The sequence below is a fragment of the Pseudomonas kilonensis genome (assembly GCF_001269885.1).
GTDB classification, from domain to species: Bacteria; Pseudomonadota; Gammaproteobacteria; order Pseudomonadales; family Pseudomonadaceae; genus Aquipseudomonas; species Aquipseudomonas kilonensis.
Genome location: NZ_LHVH01000035.1, coordinates 499,392 through 513,753 on the forward strand (window position 1 = coordinate 499,392; position 14,362 = coordinate 513,753).

9 protein-coding genes are annotated in these 14,362 nt (G+C 65.3%); all 9 read right to left on the reverse strand.

Annotated elements, in window-relative coordinates:
- Positions 1-79: 79 nt before the first annotated feature.
- From AD662_RS27705 to tssK, 9 genes are read right to left on the reverse strand one after another with little or no spacing between them, the layout of a single operon-like run.
- A complete protein-coding gene (locus tag AD662_RS27705; protein ID WP_053183046.1) occupies positions 80-1,807 on the reverse strand; it encodes a formylglycine-generating enzyme family protein in 1,728 nt (575 codons plus the stop codon).
- The gene (locus tag AD662_RS27710) at positions 1,800-2,996 is read right to left on the reverse strand and encodes an ABC transporter permease (RefSeq protein ID WP_053190084.1); all 1,197 of its coding nucleotides are present in this window, start codon (positions 2,994-2,996) and stop codon (positions 1,800-1,802) included. Before AD662_RS27710 ends, AD662_RS27705 begins: the two co-directional genes overlap by 8 nt.
- A complete protein-coding gene (locus AD662_RS27715) occupies positions 2,996-3,712 on the reverse strand; it encodes an ABC transporter ATP-binding protein (protein WP_024619024.1) in 717 nt (238 codons plus the stop codon). Before AD662_RS27715 ends, AD662_RS27710 begins: the two co-directional genes overlap by 1 nt.
- Positions 3,712-6,822, reverse strand: a complete 3,111-nt coding sequence (locus AD662_RS27720; protein ID WP_053190085.1) for a serine/threonine-protein kinase — start codon at positions 6,820-6,822, stop codon at positions 3,712-3,714. The genes AD662_RS27715 and AD662_RS27720 overlap by 1 nt, the downstream gene beginning before the upstream one ends.
- Positions 6,819-7,550 carry a PP2C family protein-serine/threonine phosphatase gene (locus tag AD662_RS27725; RefSeq protein WP_053190086.1) on the reverse strand — a complete coding sequence of 244 codons (732 nt, stop codon included), beginning with the start codon at positions 7,548-7,550 and terminating at the stop codon, positions 6,819-6,821. Before AD662_RS27725 ends, AD662_RS27720 begins: the two co-directional genes overlap by 4 nt.
- Positions 7,551-8,204 carry a type VI secretion system-associated protein TagF gene (gene tagF / locus AD662_RS27730; RefSeq protein WP_003206910.1) on the reverse strand — a complete coding sequence of 218 codons (654 nt, stop codon included), beginning with the start codon at positions 8,202-8,204 and terminating at the stop codon, positions 7,551-7,553.
- Positions 8,201-11,701 (reverse strand): type VI secretion system membrane subunit TssM, encoded by a 3,501-nt coding sequence (tssM, locus tag AD662_RS27735; RefSeq protein ID WP_053183054.1) that lies wholly within the window; start codon positions 11,699-11,701, stop codon positions 8,201-8,203. Before tssM ends, tagF begins: the two co-directional genes overlap by 4 nt.
- Positions 11,698-13,008, reverse strand: a complete 1,311-nt coding sequence (locus AD662_RS27740; RefSeq protein WP_024619029.1) for a DotU family type VI secretion system protein — start codon at positions 13,006-13,008, stop codon at positions 11,698-11,700. The genes tssM and AD662_RS27740 overlap by 4 nt, the downstream gene beginning before the upstream one ends.
- Before the next feature lie 6 nt (positions 13,009-13,014).
- Positions 13,015-14,349, reverse strand: coding sequence for a type VI secretion system baseplate subunit TssK (gene tssK / locus AD662_RS27745; protein ID WP_018600114.1), 1,335 nt, complete (start codon positions 14,347-14,349; stop codon positions 13,015-13,017).
- Between the last annotated feature and the right edge of the window lie 13 nt (positions 14,350-14,362).

A 14,362-nucleotide genomic window follows, 5' to 3' on the forward strand; every position in this document is an offset into this window, starting at 1 on the left:
GTTCTCTTTTAAGTGTTGACCAGCTCAGCGCGGCGCTATCGCCACCTGAGTCCCTTCCAAGCTCGCTGACAGCGAACGCTCAAGACCGCTGAGCGTTCGATGCGAGCAATTCCTTCAATATCGCCGCCGGGTCGGCTCGTTTTTGCTGACGATAATTCCCGACATGACGAACGAATAGCGTTGCACGCGCCACCAGGCTCTTGCCCAATACTGGCTTGCGTTCCAACTCTTCCTTGATGCGTTGAAACTGCGCCTGGATCACGGCATCGGTGTAGCGCGTGCCGGTCGCCAGGTTGTCGATATAAATCGCCACCGCACCATCGAGCGCGCTGCGACCGTTATCGATGGCCGTGGCGAACAGCGTGGCGCTGGCCTCATCCTTGGCGTCCAGGGCGGCTTGCCGACTGTTCTGCAGATTGGTCAGGCGAATGTTGTAGTTGTTGACCGTCTCGGCCACCAGGGCCGACGACTGAATCAGGTTGCCTGCCGCTTCCTCGCGCTGCTGGGCGATGAGCGAGACGTTGCGCTTGAGCTCTTCGTTGACCAGGCCCAGTTCGGCTTGCAGGCGCGGGTCGACGCTGGCGGCGATGATGCTGTCCAGGCGCTTGGTCGGGTCGTCGGCGTCATCGATGGCGTCGGTCAAGGAAGCCAACCGACCTTCTTTCTGCCATTGGGCAAACAACTCCTTGTAGCGCGAACGCGGCGCCGACAAGGCACCGACGGCCACACGAAAACCGGTGGTCTCGTTGCTTTGTTCGGTGCCGTCAGCGGCGAACAGCGGGTATTCGCGGCGCATGCCGGTGAACAGCGTGCCCTCGCCTTCCAGGTAGTTGCCGCCCTTGACCACGAAGCCGCCATAGGCGCCCTGGCGGCGACCGGCGTGCACCAATTGGAAGGATTCCTGGACCATCTCGGCGGCGTTGCCCACCACGTCAAACAAACCGATAGGGTTCGGCAGCTTGGTGCCGATGGGCATCAGCCGCGCCGCCTGGCCGGTGCCACCGGCGACCTGGTTGAACACCGCCCAATCGGCCAGCGGCCCGTCGCTTTCACTGCCTTCCAGGCGCCGAGGGAACAGGCGCCCTTCCAGGTCCTGACGGCTCACGGCTTGCCCACCACGAGCGGCGAATTCCCACTCGACTTCCGTCGGCAAACGCACAAAACCCAGCCCGCCGTCTTCGGCGGAAGTACCGCGACCGCTCACCGGCAGCAGGTCCTTGTGGTATTTCATCAGCCAGGCGCTGTACACCGCCGAGAAGCGCTCGGCCTCGAACCTCGACAGTTTCACCTTGGGCAACCGCCCCGCCACGCCTTGGGGCAAATCGGCTTGCAAGGTTTCGCAGGCTGGCGCCGCTTCGCCGCTGGCCAGTGATTGCGCTTGGGCCATGACCTGGGCGTATTGCCGGGCCGTGACTTCGTACTTGCCGATGAAGTACAGCATCGGCTTGAGCGGCGTCTTGGCGTCGGTCTTGGGCATCAACGGCGTGATGGTCTTGTTCCAGTCCTTGGGCAGGTCCTTGAGGGTGAACTGGCCGTTGATGAAGTCGCGCCGGTAGCCGGAAATGAACGACTGTTGATAGCCCGCCTCGCCTTCGCTGAACGGGTAACCGAGGCTGATCTCGCGGTCGTCCAGGGTGCCCTGGGCGAGGATGTAGACGTAGCGGAACACCATCTGGCCTTCGCACGGCAGCGGCAGGCTGACGTCGTCGGGCAACGGCTTGGGGTTATCCAGCTTGTCCGTGCCTTCATCAGCCCAGACCAAACCGGCGAGGCTCAGCGCCACGGCGGCGCCCAATAACTTATACATCGCGAATTCCTTCACACGCCTGGATGCGCGCCACGCGCCAGCCGCCACACGCCGCCGCGACGGCACTGACGCCGAGCACGGCCACCAGGGCCAAGGTGTAGTGACGCACCAACAGATGACTGGCGTATTCGCCGGGCATCTGTGCAAATAAATAATTCAGGCCCGACTGCGCCACGCCATACAGACCAGCACTGAGCAGGGCCGCAAGTGTGGCGCTGTAGAGCGCCTGCAACACCACGAACAACAACAGCGCCGCGGTGGAAACCCCCAGCAGGCGCAACACCGACAGCTCCCGGCGCTTACGTTCGACCGCCGCCAGGGCGCCGGCAAAGATCGCCGCGAACGCGCCGGCCAAGGCCAACCCGGCGATGATCCAGAACACGATCGACAGATTGCGGCTCAGCGATTGCACTTGTGCGATGGTCTGGGCCTGGGTCGATACCAACAGGTTTTGCCCAGCGAAATACTGCCGCAGCGGTTCGACATCGCCGAGGCTGCGGGCGTACAAACGAAACGCCGGGTAGACCCGTTGCTCGCTCACGCCCACCGCATCGCCCGGCCAAGCGAACGCGGGCACGGCACGGCCGTCGCGGTAATCCTCCGCCGCCTCCAGCAACGCCAGCGGCGCAAACAGGCCGTCCCGGGCGAAGGCTTCCAATGGCAGCACGTGCAGCACCTGCACGCGGGTGCGCTGCGCCTCGCTGCGACCGGCCACCTGCCGGCCGAAGCTGGCCTGCAACCAATCGCCGGCCTTGGCGCCGAGCTTTTCAGCGGCGGTCTGGCTGAGCACCACTTGATCCAGGCCTTGCGGCACCGGCAAGTGATCGAACAAGGGATCGCTGGCTGCGGTGGGAATCATCTCGACCGTGACGAGCGACGCATCGCCGCTCAAATCCGCCGTGGCGGCGATCTGCCGGGTGCGCGGTAAAGCAAAAGCCACGTCGCTGCGCTGGCTCAATTGTTCGACGAACTCGGCACTGAAACGACCGCCGCCCAAAGGGATGATTTCCCGGGTGGCCGGGTCGTTCTGCAAGCGTTCGGTGAGGCTGCTGACCAGGCCGAACTTCAGGCCGAACAGCACCAGCAACGGCGCCACCACGGCCACCAGCGCCAACACCGAGCAGGCCGACAGCCAGGCATCGTTGCGGTAATCCTGCCAGGCCAGGGAAGCCACCAGCGTGCCGCGCATCAGCAAGCCTCCCCGAGGGTGGCGGTGACACCGCCGTCGACATCGCGACGGCAACTGATGCGCCGCACCTGCAAACCGCTGGCGCGGGCCAGCGCTTCATCGTGGGTCGCGACCACGCAGCACACGCCGTGCTCGCGCGCCTGGGCCACCAGCAACTGCATGACGCGCTCGGCGTTCAGCGGGTCGAGGGCGGCGGTCGGTTCATCGGCCAGCAGCAGGCGCGGCCCATGGGCCAACGCCCGGGCACAGCTGACCCGCTGACGTTGGCCGACAGACAAGTCCGCCGGTTTTTTGTCCAGTTGATCGGCAATGTCCAACTGCCCAGCCAGGCGCGTCACGCTTGCGTCATCCTTCAAGCCCAGCAATTTGCGCGACAACGCGATGTTGCCGCGCACGTCCAGGAAGCCCAACAGGCCGCCGGTTTGCAGAACATAACCCAGGTAACGGCTACGCAGCTCGGCCAAGGTGCCCTGTTGCGACGCACGCCACAATTTGGCGATGTCCAGCGGCGTGTTGGCGGGCGTGAAGTCGAACTGCCCGGCCTGATCCGGCGCCAGCACCAGCGCCAGCAGGTCCAGCAAAGTGCTCTTGCCACAGCCGCTGGGGCCGACCACCGCCAGTTGTTCACCGCCGCGCAAGTGCAGCCGTGGAATCACCAGGCTGTAGCGCTGGCTGCCGGCGCCCCGGCTTTTATGCACGGCGTTCAGGGTCAGCATCACGGCAGCGTCGACAATGGAACGCGGTACAAGGCGTCACCCGGCTCGGCATCGCCGAAGCGCACCCAGTTGGCGAGGTCGTTGTGGAAGGTTTCGTAGAGACGGATTTTCGAATCCAGCTCGTCGATGAAATCTTCCTGCTCGGCCACGCTCAAGGACAGCCACAGATCCTGGGTCATGTTCAGCGACTTGCTGCGGTACGGCAGCCCTTCGAGGTACTCGCCGAGAATCCCGCCGTCGGCCAGGTTGCCGCCCTTGCGCAGGGCCGACGGGTCGCGGCTCATGTAGGCACTGGCGCTGGCGATTTCCTGGAAGAAGTCCTTGGGCGAACTCTGGGTCTTGCGGGCCGCGTCGACGATCAGCTTCAGCGATTGTTGCAAGTCGTTGAGTTGTAGCTTGGTCAGCATCACGCAGACCTGGAACGCCGGCAGTGCCGGGTTGGTCAGGTCGCGGTCGGCGGTCCAGGCGCTGACCAGTTGCGGCGCCTGGCTGGCGGATTTACGCCCCAAAAAGTCCATGTGCATCGCGTAGCCAACCGCGGCCGATTTGTCGGCCAGGCTCGGCGCGGCACTGAGCAGCGGCACGCTTTGCGCCTTGTTGCTGCGCACCTGATGCACCAGGTCGGCAAACACCGAACCGATCTCGTCGACGCGCTCGCCAAACTTGCGCACATCGGCGCCCGGCACCGGAATGTACAGGTCGCCGATCTGCGGGTTGGCGTCGGCGGTCAGGGTGCGGTACTGGCTTTGGGCACCGCTGTGGGTTTTCTTGCCGGCGTCGCTGAGCAGGTGCAGGGCGTAGATCTTGATCTGCTTGCCCAGCGCCGCCTGGCGCACTTCGGCCTCGTTCATTTGCGTGGCGGCAAATGGATCGTTCTTGCGCAGGGCCCCGGCGTCGGTGACCAGCAGGATCAAACGCCCGCCGTAACCGGACCAGTCCATGCCTTCGACGGCTTCCATGACCCCGGCGAACGCATCTTCGTTGAACGAATGGCTCGACACCGTCGAGGCCTTGACCTGCCGCGCCAGGTCCATGAAGCGTTGCGGGTCGCGGCCCTGTTCGAGGGTGATCAAGGTCTTGGCGACGTATTCCAGGCCCGGGGTTTTCTTGATGCTGCTGCGGAAACCCACCATGCCGAAGCTGACGCTGTCCAACTCGCCGCGTTCGGCAATGCGGGTTTGCAGTTCGTGAACCACGTCGCGCACCTGGTCGATGTAGGGCTGCATCGACACGGTGGTGTCCACCACCAGCACCACGGCCGTGCGGAACGCATCGGCGTTGGCGGTGGTGATCGGCGTGTTGCTCGCAGCCTTGGGGGTGTTGCCAGGGTCGATGGACGCGACATTCAGCAACTGCACCGGCTGGCCGTTTTCATCCAGGCTTTCGCGGGAATCGAAGATCGGCAACAGGTAGAACTGGCTCTGCGGCACCGCACTGGCGGCCGGCTCCAGGGCCAGCACTTGCTGGTCCTCCTGCGGGCTCTGCTGGGCCTTGAGCAACACGTTCTTGGCCGCCGAAGGGTTAGCCAGGAGCTTCTCCACTTCACCAGCCTGACGCAGGAACATCACCGGCGCACGGCCGGAACGTTCGGTGAACTTGAGCACCAGGCTCTGCTTCCAGTCGCTGACCTGGGCAGCGGGCAACCAGCCGTCGCTGCGCCCGTCAGTGGCCGCGCCGACCCGCACCCACGAACCGCCGTCGACGTCCTTGCGCTGATACACGTACAGCACGGAAAACGCCGGCAGCGCCTTGCCCGGCGCGGCGCCCGGCGCATCGGCGAGCTTCGCCCCCGGTTTGCTGAGCACGCGCTGGAACAGGGTTTTCTTGCCAGCCATCAACAGCGGACGCTGGCCGCCGTCGGCTTCGGTCGCCACGGGCGGCTGAGCCGGCGGGGCAACGGGCGGTTTGACCGCTGGCACTTCCGGGGCCTTGGGCGGCTTCACTTCCGGGGGCTTGACCGAGGTGGTCGTGGCCACTGGCGTCTTCACGTCTTTGCCGTCATCACCGGACAACCACCAATAACCCGCGCCACCCAACGCCAGCGCCACGGCGACCGCAACGGCCGCCAGGGCGAACACTGGCCCCTTGCGCTGCTCCGACACCGAGGATTGAACCGTCGGCTTTATCGGCGGCGCAACGGGCTTGGACTGTGGTTTTGCCTGCGATGGTGGCGGCGGTGGTGAGTAAGCCGGGCCACTGGGAATGTCGATGGACATGGGCGTCAAACCCGCCAAGTCATCCACCGGTTTCGGCGTCTGCGGCAGTTGCAACGACAACGGCCGAATCAACGTCGCTTCCGCCGACTCGTCTGGCAGGTTATCCAACGCCCGCAGCAACGCCGCCGCATCCGGGAAACGCTCCGCAGGATCCTTCGCCAGCAGCTTGCGCAACACGTCCTGGTAACGGCCGTGGTGCACCGGCAGTTCCGGCAACGGTTCGGTCAGGTGCGCCAGGGCGGTGGAGAGTGCGTCGTTGCCGGTATACGGCAGTTTGCCGACAAGGATTTCGTAGAGCACCACACCCAGGGCATACAGATCGGCGCGGCCGTCGATGTCTTGCCCACGGGCCTGTTCCGGGCTCATGTAGCTGGGCGTGCCGACGGCAAAGCCGGCCTGGGTGAACTGGGTGCGGTCGTCCAGGGACTTGGCGATGCCGAAGTCCGAAAGCACCGCCGTGCCATCGGCGCGGAACAGGATGTTGGCCGGCTTGACGTCACGGTGGACCAGGCCCAGCCCGTGGGCATAACCCAAGGCCGAGGCGATCTGGCGGATGTAGGTCAGGCCCTGCTCCGGCGTCAGGCCCGCGGCGATGCGTTCCTTGAGCGTGCCGTTGGGCAGGTACTCCATCGCCATGTAATACAGCTCACCGACGTTGCCGATGTCATGGATGGTGACGGTGTGCGGGTGCGACAGGCGCGCCAGGGTCTTGCCTTCGCGCAGGAAACGCTCGCAGAAGGTCGGGTCGGCTGCCAGGGCGGCGGCCATCACTTTCAACGCCACCTTGCGTTCCAGCGAACGCTGGGTCGCCAGGTACACGCTGGCCATCGCACCTTCGCCGATCGGCCCTTCGATGTCGTAGCCGGGGATGACAATGTTCAGGGTCAAGCTCATGACGGCACCTTCACGACCACCACGGTGATGTTGTCCGGCGCGCCGCGCATCAGGCCCAGGGACACCAGGCTGCTGGCGATTTCGCCGGGCTCGTCGTGGCTCAATACCTCGCGGATTTCATCGTCCTCGACGGTCTTGGTCAGCCCGTCGCTGCACAACAGGTAACTGTCGCCGGGCACCAGCAACAGCTCGGTCAGCGCCAGGTTCAGTTGCCCCTCGACGCCAATGGCCCGGGTAACGATGTTGGCCCGCGGATGCACCCGCGCCTCGGCTTCGCTGAGCAGGCCGCTGTCCTGCAGATCCTGGACGTAACTGTGGTCCCGGGAGATGCCTTCGAGCACGCCGTCGCGCAAGCGGTACAAACGACTGTCACCGGCCCACAGGCACATGCCGCGCAGGTCGCGGGCGACCAACACCACCACGGTGCTGCCCATCATCGTCACGCCACGGTTGGCGGTTTCTTCCCGCACGGCGGCGTTGACCCGCAGCAGGTCGCTTTGCAGCGCCGCGACGTATTCGTCCAGAGAACGACCCACGGCAATGCCGCGCAGGCTGTCGACGATCAGGCTGCTGACGTAGTCGCCCGCCGCGTGCCCGCCCATTCCGTCGGCCACCACCCACAGGCCGTTTTCCGGCAGGTCCAGGCAGGCGTCTTCGTTGACCTGGCGGACCATCCCGACATGGCTCTTGCTTGCAGACTTGATTGCTTTTCCGGCACTTGGACGCATCTACACAACACCTTCTTGGCCGAGCAAAAATTGCGCAAAATCAGCCGCCGCCGGCAATCCCTGGCAGCGCATCAAACCCGGGGCAATGCGTTCCGATCCCTGGCCCCACCACAGGCTCGCGCCTTCGCAGGCCGCCTCGGCGAGGGCGCTCATGCGCCGCTGCGGGTCGGTGGCATCGAAGCGATGCAGGCTGGCGAAGCGGCTGCTCGGCGTGCGCGGCAGGTACATCGGGCTGCCCAGGGTCTCCAGCTGTTCGTTGAACGCCTCGAAACTGGCCTCCACACTCAACGTGCTCAGCAACAGGTTCTCGACTCGCTCAAACCACTCGTCCGCACCGCCCACCACCGACGCCGGGTCCGCGTCAGGCTCCAGCAGCATCGCGACGGTCAGCGGAAAATAACGACCGACCCGGTCGATGCTCGGCATCACCACCCCGACCGCGGCGTCCGGGCCACACACGCCCGGCGCGACCATGAAGCGCCATAGCGGGCTGACCAGATAGGCATCCAGCCAGCGCTCGCCGAGGCTGGTCTGGCTGGCGAGCAAACCCGCCGCCAACCACGAATCCCACGGGCCGATAAAACTCTGGGGCAAGCCACGGCTGACGAAATCGCCGCGGCTGGCCAACTTTCCATAAAAGCCCGGTGTACTCATAGCCGCTCCGGCAGGCTGAAGCCGCTGAGCACCCGGCTCTTGAATGGGTTGAAGGCGCTGTTGGCCCGCAGCTCATAAGAGGCGCTGGCGCCATCGACCCGCAGCCGCAGGTTGAAGCGATCCGGCGAGTTGCCGGCGGTCAGGTCCGATTGTTCCAGCAGCCGGAACCAGGCCCACGGCCCATCCAGGGTGATGCCGGAGCGACCGCTGGACGACGGCGGCATGATCGAGATCCGCACCACGCCGATGCTGCCCGGGTTCGGCCACTGCATGGCAGTCGGGCGGCTTGGGCCGTGGTCGTAGCTCAGTTGCTGGCCGTCGAGGTCGAGCAGGAACTGGGTGATGGTCGAGTCCATCGCCACCGGCTTGAGCTCGAAACGCACCATCGGCTGCGTACCACCGGAACGGAAGAACGCATCGCGGATGGTCGCCGCGCGCTGGAAGGTCTGCAGCACGCCAGGGGCGATGCCGAGCTTCTGTGCCGCGCCCGGTTGCCAGCGCCAGGTCGGGGTCGAGGTGTCGACGTAGGGTTGCAGGTACTTGCGGAAGTAGTTGTCCATCACCCCGCCGACGCCGAAGAACTGGCCGAAGTCATCCAGGGTCGCGTCCCGCGCGCTGCCTGGCGACATCGGATAGCGCCCGGCCAGGGACTGGCGATAGATGTTCACCACTTCGCTGGTCCAGGCGGCGTTCAGTTGGTTGCGCACCCCGCCCATCATGCTGTTGGTGGTGGAGTTGACCACCGACTTGACCAGGCCCTGCACCAGCGGCGGCTGGCGTTCGGCATTAAGGCTGACGCGCGTAGCGGCGGCGGCTGCCTGGTTCTTCGCTTCGCCGAGCAAGGCGTCGCCACTGGCACCGACCATGGCACTGACCTGCACGTACAGGGCGTTCATGTCCGCCAGCAGACCGTCGATGACCGCTGGCTCGCCTTCGCTTTTGCTGACGATGCTGTTGAGCTCGGCGAAGTGCGCAGTGATCGGGTCATCGCTTTGCGCCGGTGCGTTTTGCGTCGCCTGCTCCTGGCCGAGCAAGCTGCCCAGGCGTTCCTTGAGCTTGTCCACACCGCCTTCTACCGGCGCACCTTGGGCGGCCAGCAGGCGTTCATCCTGTTGCAAGTCGGTTTCCTTCGCCACCGCCACCAGCAGTTTTTTCAACGGCGAGGTCGGGCCGGAAATCACCCGCAGTACATCGGCGGCCTGGGCCACGCTGGTGATCGGCACAAAGTCGATGTCGGCCAGCAAGGCGTCCCATTGGCGCAGGTAATCCTGGAAGTACAGGCGACGCACATCGGCGGCCAGGCTGGCGACGTTTTGCTGATCGGCCTGCTCAAAGCCCAGCACCCATTGCTCTTCGGCCAGGGTGCCGGTCTGGCTCAGGCTGGTGAGCAGGAAGCCCTGGCGATAGCCCTTGACGGTGAAGAACCCGCTCAGCGGCTCGCCCAATGGCTTGCCGCTCTTGCGGCTGAACACCAGCGCTGCATCACGCCCGGCGGCTTCGTTGATGCGGAAGTCCGGGATGCCTTCGGGCAGTTTCTGGCGCTTGATCCGGTCGTAGACCCGCTGGGCCACCGGCAATTGCTGCAACTGACGGCGCAGGTCTTCGACCAGGCGTGGGTCGAGGCGCGCGAGGGGCGGACGCCGCTCGAACAGCGCCTGCAAATGCGCGGTCAGGGCCTGGCGCTGCTCGGCCGGCAAATCCCGCGGCAGGCTGCGGTCCCAATCCAGGGCGATCCAGGCCTTGATGAAATCGGCATCGTAATGCTCGGTGTCGGCGAGCATCAGGTAGGCCTTCAAGCCTTCGTAGAGGAAATCCGAATTGCCGCCGCTGTGCAGTTGCTCTTCGATGCGCGTCAGCAAGCGTGGCGCGAACACCGCGATCAGCAGCTTGCGATAGACACTGCCAGACTCGGCTTCGAGCATGTCGCCCTGGTACAGGCCCAGGCCTTCGGCCCAGCTCGGTGCGTCGTCAGCCAGGTGTTTCACGGCGTTGAGCAACGGCAACACGGCGAGGACGTCGCGTTGCGCCGGGCTGAGGTTCTGCACGGTTTGTCCCAACGGCGCGACCTTCTGGTCGACCTGGGCGATGTAGGCCTGGTTGGCGCGGTAGCTGACCCACCACAACGTGCTGACCACCAGCACCAGCACCACGGTGGAAGCCAGTACGCCGCGGGCGATCCACTTGCGCCGCCGCTCGACTTTCGGGTCGACGCCCACCAACCCGCGTTCGGCGAAGGCCACGGCGGTGAAGAGTTTTTCGATGAAGTAGCTGCGCCCGGTGCCGGTCTGGCGCGCCAGGTGCTGACGGTCCAGGTTCATGCTCTGGGCCATGGAGCCGATCAGGCGATCGATCGGGCTGCCTTCCTGGGTGCCGCTGGTGAAATACACGCCGCGCAGCAACACGCGCTCTTCGAAGGCGTTGGGTTTGAACACGCCTTCGAGGAAGCTTTGCAGGCAATCTTTCAAGGCGCCGAACTGCTGCGGGAAACCGTAGATCAGATCACGGCGCGCCGGGTCGCGCTCTTGTTGCAGGCGTTCCACCAGGCGGTCGTTGAGGCGCTGCTCAAGGCCGGTGAATTCGCTTTGCAGGTGCGCCAGCGGGCTGTCGCTGCTCTTGCCATCGTCCAGGGCAAAGGTCATGCCCCAGACCTGGGCGCGTTCTTCCTTGCTCAGGGTATCGAAATACTCCATGAACCCCGGCACGAGGTCGAGCTTGGTCAGCATCAGGTAGATCGGGAAGCGCACGCCCAGTTGGGTGTAGAGCTCCTGGATCCGCAGCCGGATGGCGGCGGCATGGGCGGCGCGCTCGGCGTCGCTGCCCAGCAGCAGGTCGGACAGGCTGATGGCGATGAACGCCCCGTCAATCGGGCGCCGGGCCCGTTGTTTTTTCAACAGGCCCAGGAAGCCCAACCACGCGGCCTTGTCGATGGTCGCGTCGCTGTCCTGGGTGGTGTAGCGGCCGGCGGTGTCGAGCAGGACCGCCTGGTCGGTGAACCACCAATCGCAATTGCGCGTGCCGCCGACACCGCGTACGGCACCGGCGCCCAGTTGCGCGGCCAGCGGGAAATGCAGCCCGGAGTTGACCAGCGCGGTGGTCTTGCCCGAACCCGGCGGGCCGATGATCACGTACCACGGCAGCTCGTAGAGATTACGGCGCTCGTCACCGCCCAGCTTGGCTTTCTTGAGCAGGGCCAAGGCTTCGTCCATGCGCTGACGCAGGGTTTCGAGCTCTTCGGCGGTGGCGATGCTGGTCGGGTCCGGTGGCGTTTGCGCGGCCAGGCTGCGCATCACTTCGGCGGCCTGACGGCGCGCCTGGATAATGCGGAAAACCCGGTAGGCGATCCATACCGCGAACACCAGGATGATCAAGGCCCAGCGGCGGCCTTCGGGCACCAGCCAATCGAGCAGCGGGCCCACGAACCAGATGATCAGGCTCAGGGCGATCAACCCCAGCAATGGAATGACCCAGCGGGTCATGAAACTGAAAAACGCCTTCACTCGACCCCCTCCGCCAATACTGTGATTTCAACCCGACGATTGCGCGCACGCCCCTCTGTGGTGGCGTTGGATGCCAACGGCTCGGTGTCGCTGCGGCCTTCGGCGCTGAAGCGCTCGGGCTGGCCAGTCTTGGCCGAGAGAATTTGCAGCACCGATTGCGCCCGCGCTTCGGACAACGCCCAGTTGGACGGGAACCGGAGGGTGGCGATCGGGCGATTGTCGCTGTGCCCGGTGACCAGGACCTGGCCCTTGACCTTGCGCACCGCCTCGGCGATGCGCAGCATCAGCGGCTGGAAATCGTCCTTGATGCTGGCGCTGCCCGAGGCGAACAGTTCATCACCGCGGATGGTCACCACCGAGCGGTCGACGGCGTCTTCCACGGCAATCCGGTTGGCGCGGATTTCATCGGCGAGGAAGCCGGCCAGGCGTGGGCGCTCGATCACTTTCGGCTGCACCACAGGGCGGTCGATGGTCTGCACCGGGATTTCACCGAGGAAATGAATGTTCTTGAACACCGGCTCGGCATCGGACGCCAGTTTCATGCGCAGGCCGAACAGCAGCGCCAGCAACAGGGCTGCACCGATGGCCACGGCGATCCACGGCGGCATGAATTGCGCCAGTCGATCACGGGCCACAGTGACACCGCGCCAATGCGGCGACAGCTCGCGCTCGTAGTCACCCCGGGCACTGCGGATCACCGCGCTGGTGCGCTCACGCAACGCTTCCAGTTGGCTGCGACCGTCGTTCATCACCCGGTAGCGCCCTTCAAAACCCAGGCACATGCACAGGTACAAAAGCTCCAGCAGATACAGGCGCTCGCGCGGGCTTTGCAGGCAATGCTCCAGCAACTGGAACACCTTCTCGCCGCCCCAGGCTTCGTTGTGCACGGTGATCAACAGGCTTTGCTTGCCCCAATCGCTGGTGCCGCCCCACGGGGTGCTCAACACCGCTTCGTCCAGCGCGGTGCACAAGGCGTAGCGGGCCAGCAGCACATCGTTGCGCACCACACCGGCGGCCTCGGCACGCTCTTCGAACTGGCGCAGGTAGGCCAGCAGTTGCGCGCGCAGACTGGCCGGCGCCGGGTGGGCAATGGTGTTGCGCAGGCGCGTCAGCAGCGCCAGCAGCGGGCCGGCGGCGCTTTCCAGCGGGTTGAGCCCCTCGGCCTTGCCGGTCAACACCGGCGCGGCTGGCATCGACAGCGGTGCAGGCGCAGGCGTCGGCTGTGGCCGACCAGCGTCCGGGCGGAAGGGATCTCCACCACGGCCACCGGGCGTCGGCATGAACTGGGTACGATCGTCGTTACTCATCGCGGTTTATCCTCGGATCGCCCAGAAGGCCAGGTTCAGCCCTGGGAACTGGCCGGCGATGTGGAACGCAAACCCGCCGGAGTTGCTCAACTGTTGCCAGTGATCGCTGCCCCGGTCGAGCTCGTAGTAGGTGGAACCGGCGTGGTACGGCAACTGCCGTGGCGCCACCGGCAACGGCAGCAGGCCGATGCCCGGCAGTTGCAGGTTGACCAGGTCGCGGATGTGCTCCACCGAACCGACCTTGCTCTGCTGGCCGAAGCGGCCGCGCAGGGTCTCGGCCGGCACGTCGGCGCGCACCACCAGGATGAAACTGGCACTGTCGAGCAGGGTCTTGTCGGCCAGCATCGCCACGTGGATGCCGTAGGCTTTCTCGACAATCGGAATCGGTGTCGCCTTGCTGTCGATCAGCATCGACAGGGCTTCGCGCAGGGCCTGCATCACGGGCGCGTAGCTGAGCGCCAGGTCATCGTGCTGGTAAGACGGGTATTGCTGCGGTCGTCGCCCGGACGCGGTGAACGTGGAGAACTCCCCGGCCAGGCTCACCAGCTCGCTGTAGAAGCGCTCGGGATGCAGCGGGCTCAACTGGCTCAGGTGCTGGATCAACGGCTGGGCGCGGTTGACCAGTTGCAACAGCATGAAGTCGGCAATTTCCGAGGCACCACCGGCGCCAGACGCCACCACCCGCCCGGCCAGGGCTTCGCCGCGTTGATGCAGCAGGCCCAGCAGTTCACTGCGGAACGCCGCCAGCGGCTTGGAGGCGATCACATCCAGCAGCGGCGGGATGTAGGCGTCGTCGAGCACCAATGCACGGTCGGCGCGTTTTTCCTTGATGCGCACCACGCCGATGGCGGCGTAGTCGCCGATGCCATCCTGTTCGGTCAACAGCCGCAGCGCCCGCGAGCCGAGGGCCACCGGTGCGCGGTTTTCGAACGGTGCGTTGTCGTCGCGCACTTCGCACACCTGGCTCACATAACGCGCAGCGCCGAGGTCTTCACCTTCGTCCACGGTGTCCCGGGCGCCGGCGCGCTTGAGCGGCAAGGCCAGGTACACCAGGCCATCGCGCAGGTTGTCGTCGACGTTCAATGGGATCGGCGCCAGGTCATCCTGGGGAATGTTGAAGGGCGTACCGTCCGGCAACAGGCCGCGCGCCGAGATGATTGCCAGCTTGCCCTGGGCCAGCAGGCCCTGGTCGATCAGCAATTCGGAAAAACCCCAGGCGCCGGCCGACAAGGGGCGGCTGCGTGCGTCGATGAGGTTTTCCAGGTAACGGTCATGCTGTTGGAAGTGCTGCGTTCCAATGAACATGCCTTCCGACCAGACCACGCGATTGTTCCAGGACATGGGGGCTCCGATT

What these genes read in the sequence shown, in the direction of transcription:
- tagF (WP_003206910.1), bottom strand. Translation starts at nt 8,204, where the DNA reads ATGAGTACACCGGGCTTTTATGGAAAGTTGGCCAGCCGCGGCGATTTC.
- tssK (WP_018600114.1), bottom strand. Translation starts at nt 14,349, where the DNA reads ATGTCCTGGAACAATCGCGTGGTCTGGTCGGAAGGCATGTTCATTGGA.
- AD662_RS27725 (WP_053190086.1), bottom strand. Translation starts at nt 7,550, where the DNA reads ATGCGTCCAAGTGCCGGAAAAGCAATCAAGTCTGCAAGCAAGAGCCAT.
- AD662_RS27740 (WP_024619029.1), bottom strand. Translation starts at nt 13,008, where the DNA reads ATGAGTAACGACGATCGTACCCAGTTCATGCCGACGCCCGGTGGCCGT.
- AD662_RS27720 (WP_053190085.1), bottom strand. Translation starts at nt 6,822, where the DNA reads ATGAGCTTGACCCTGAACATTGTCATCCCCGGCTACGACATCGAAGGG.
- AD662_RS27710 (WP_053190084.1), bottom strand. Translation starts at nt 2,996, where the DNA reads ATGCGCGGCACGCTGGTGGCTTCCCTGGCCTGGCAGGATTACCGCAAC.
- AD662_RS27705 (WP_053183046.1), bottom strand. Translation starts at nt 1,807, where the DNA reads ATGTATAAGTTATTGGGCGCCGCCGTGGCGCTGAGCCTCGCCGGTTTG.
- AD662_RS27715 (WP_024619024.1), bottom strand. Translation starts at nt 3,712, where the DNA reads ATGCTGACCCTGAACGCCGTGCATAAAAGCCGGGGCGCCGGCAGCCAG.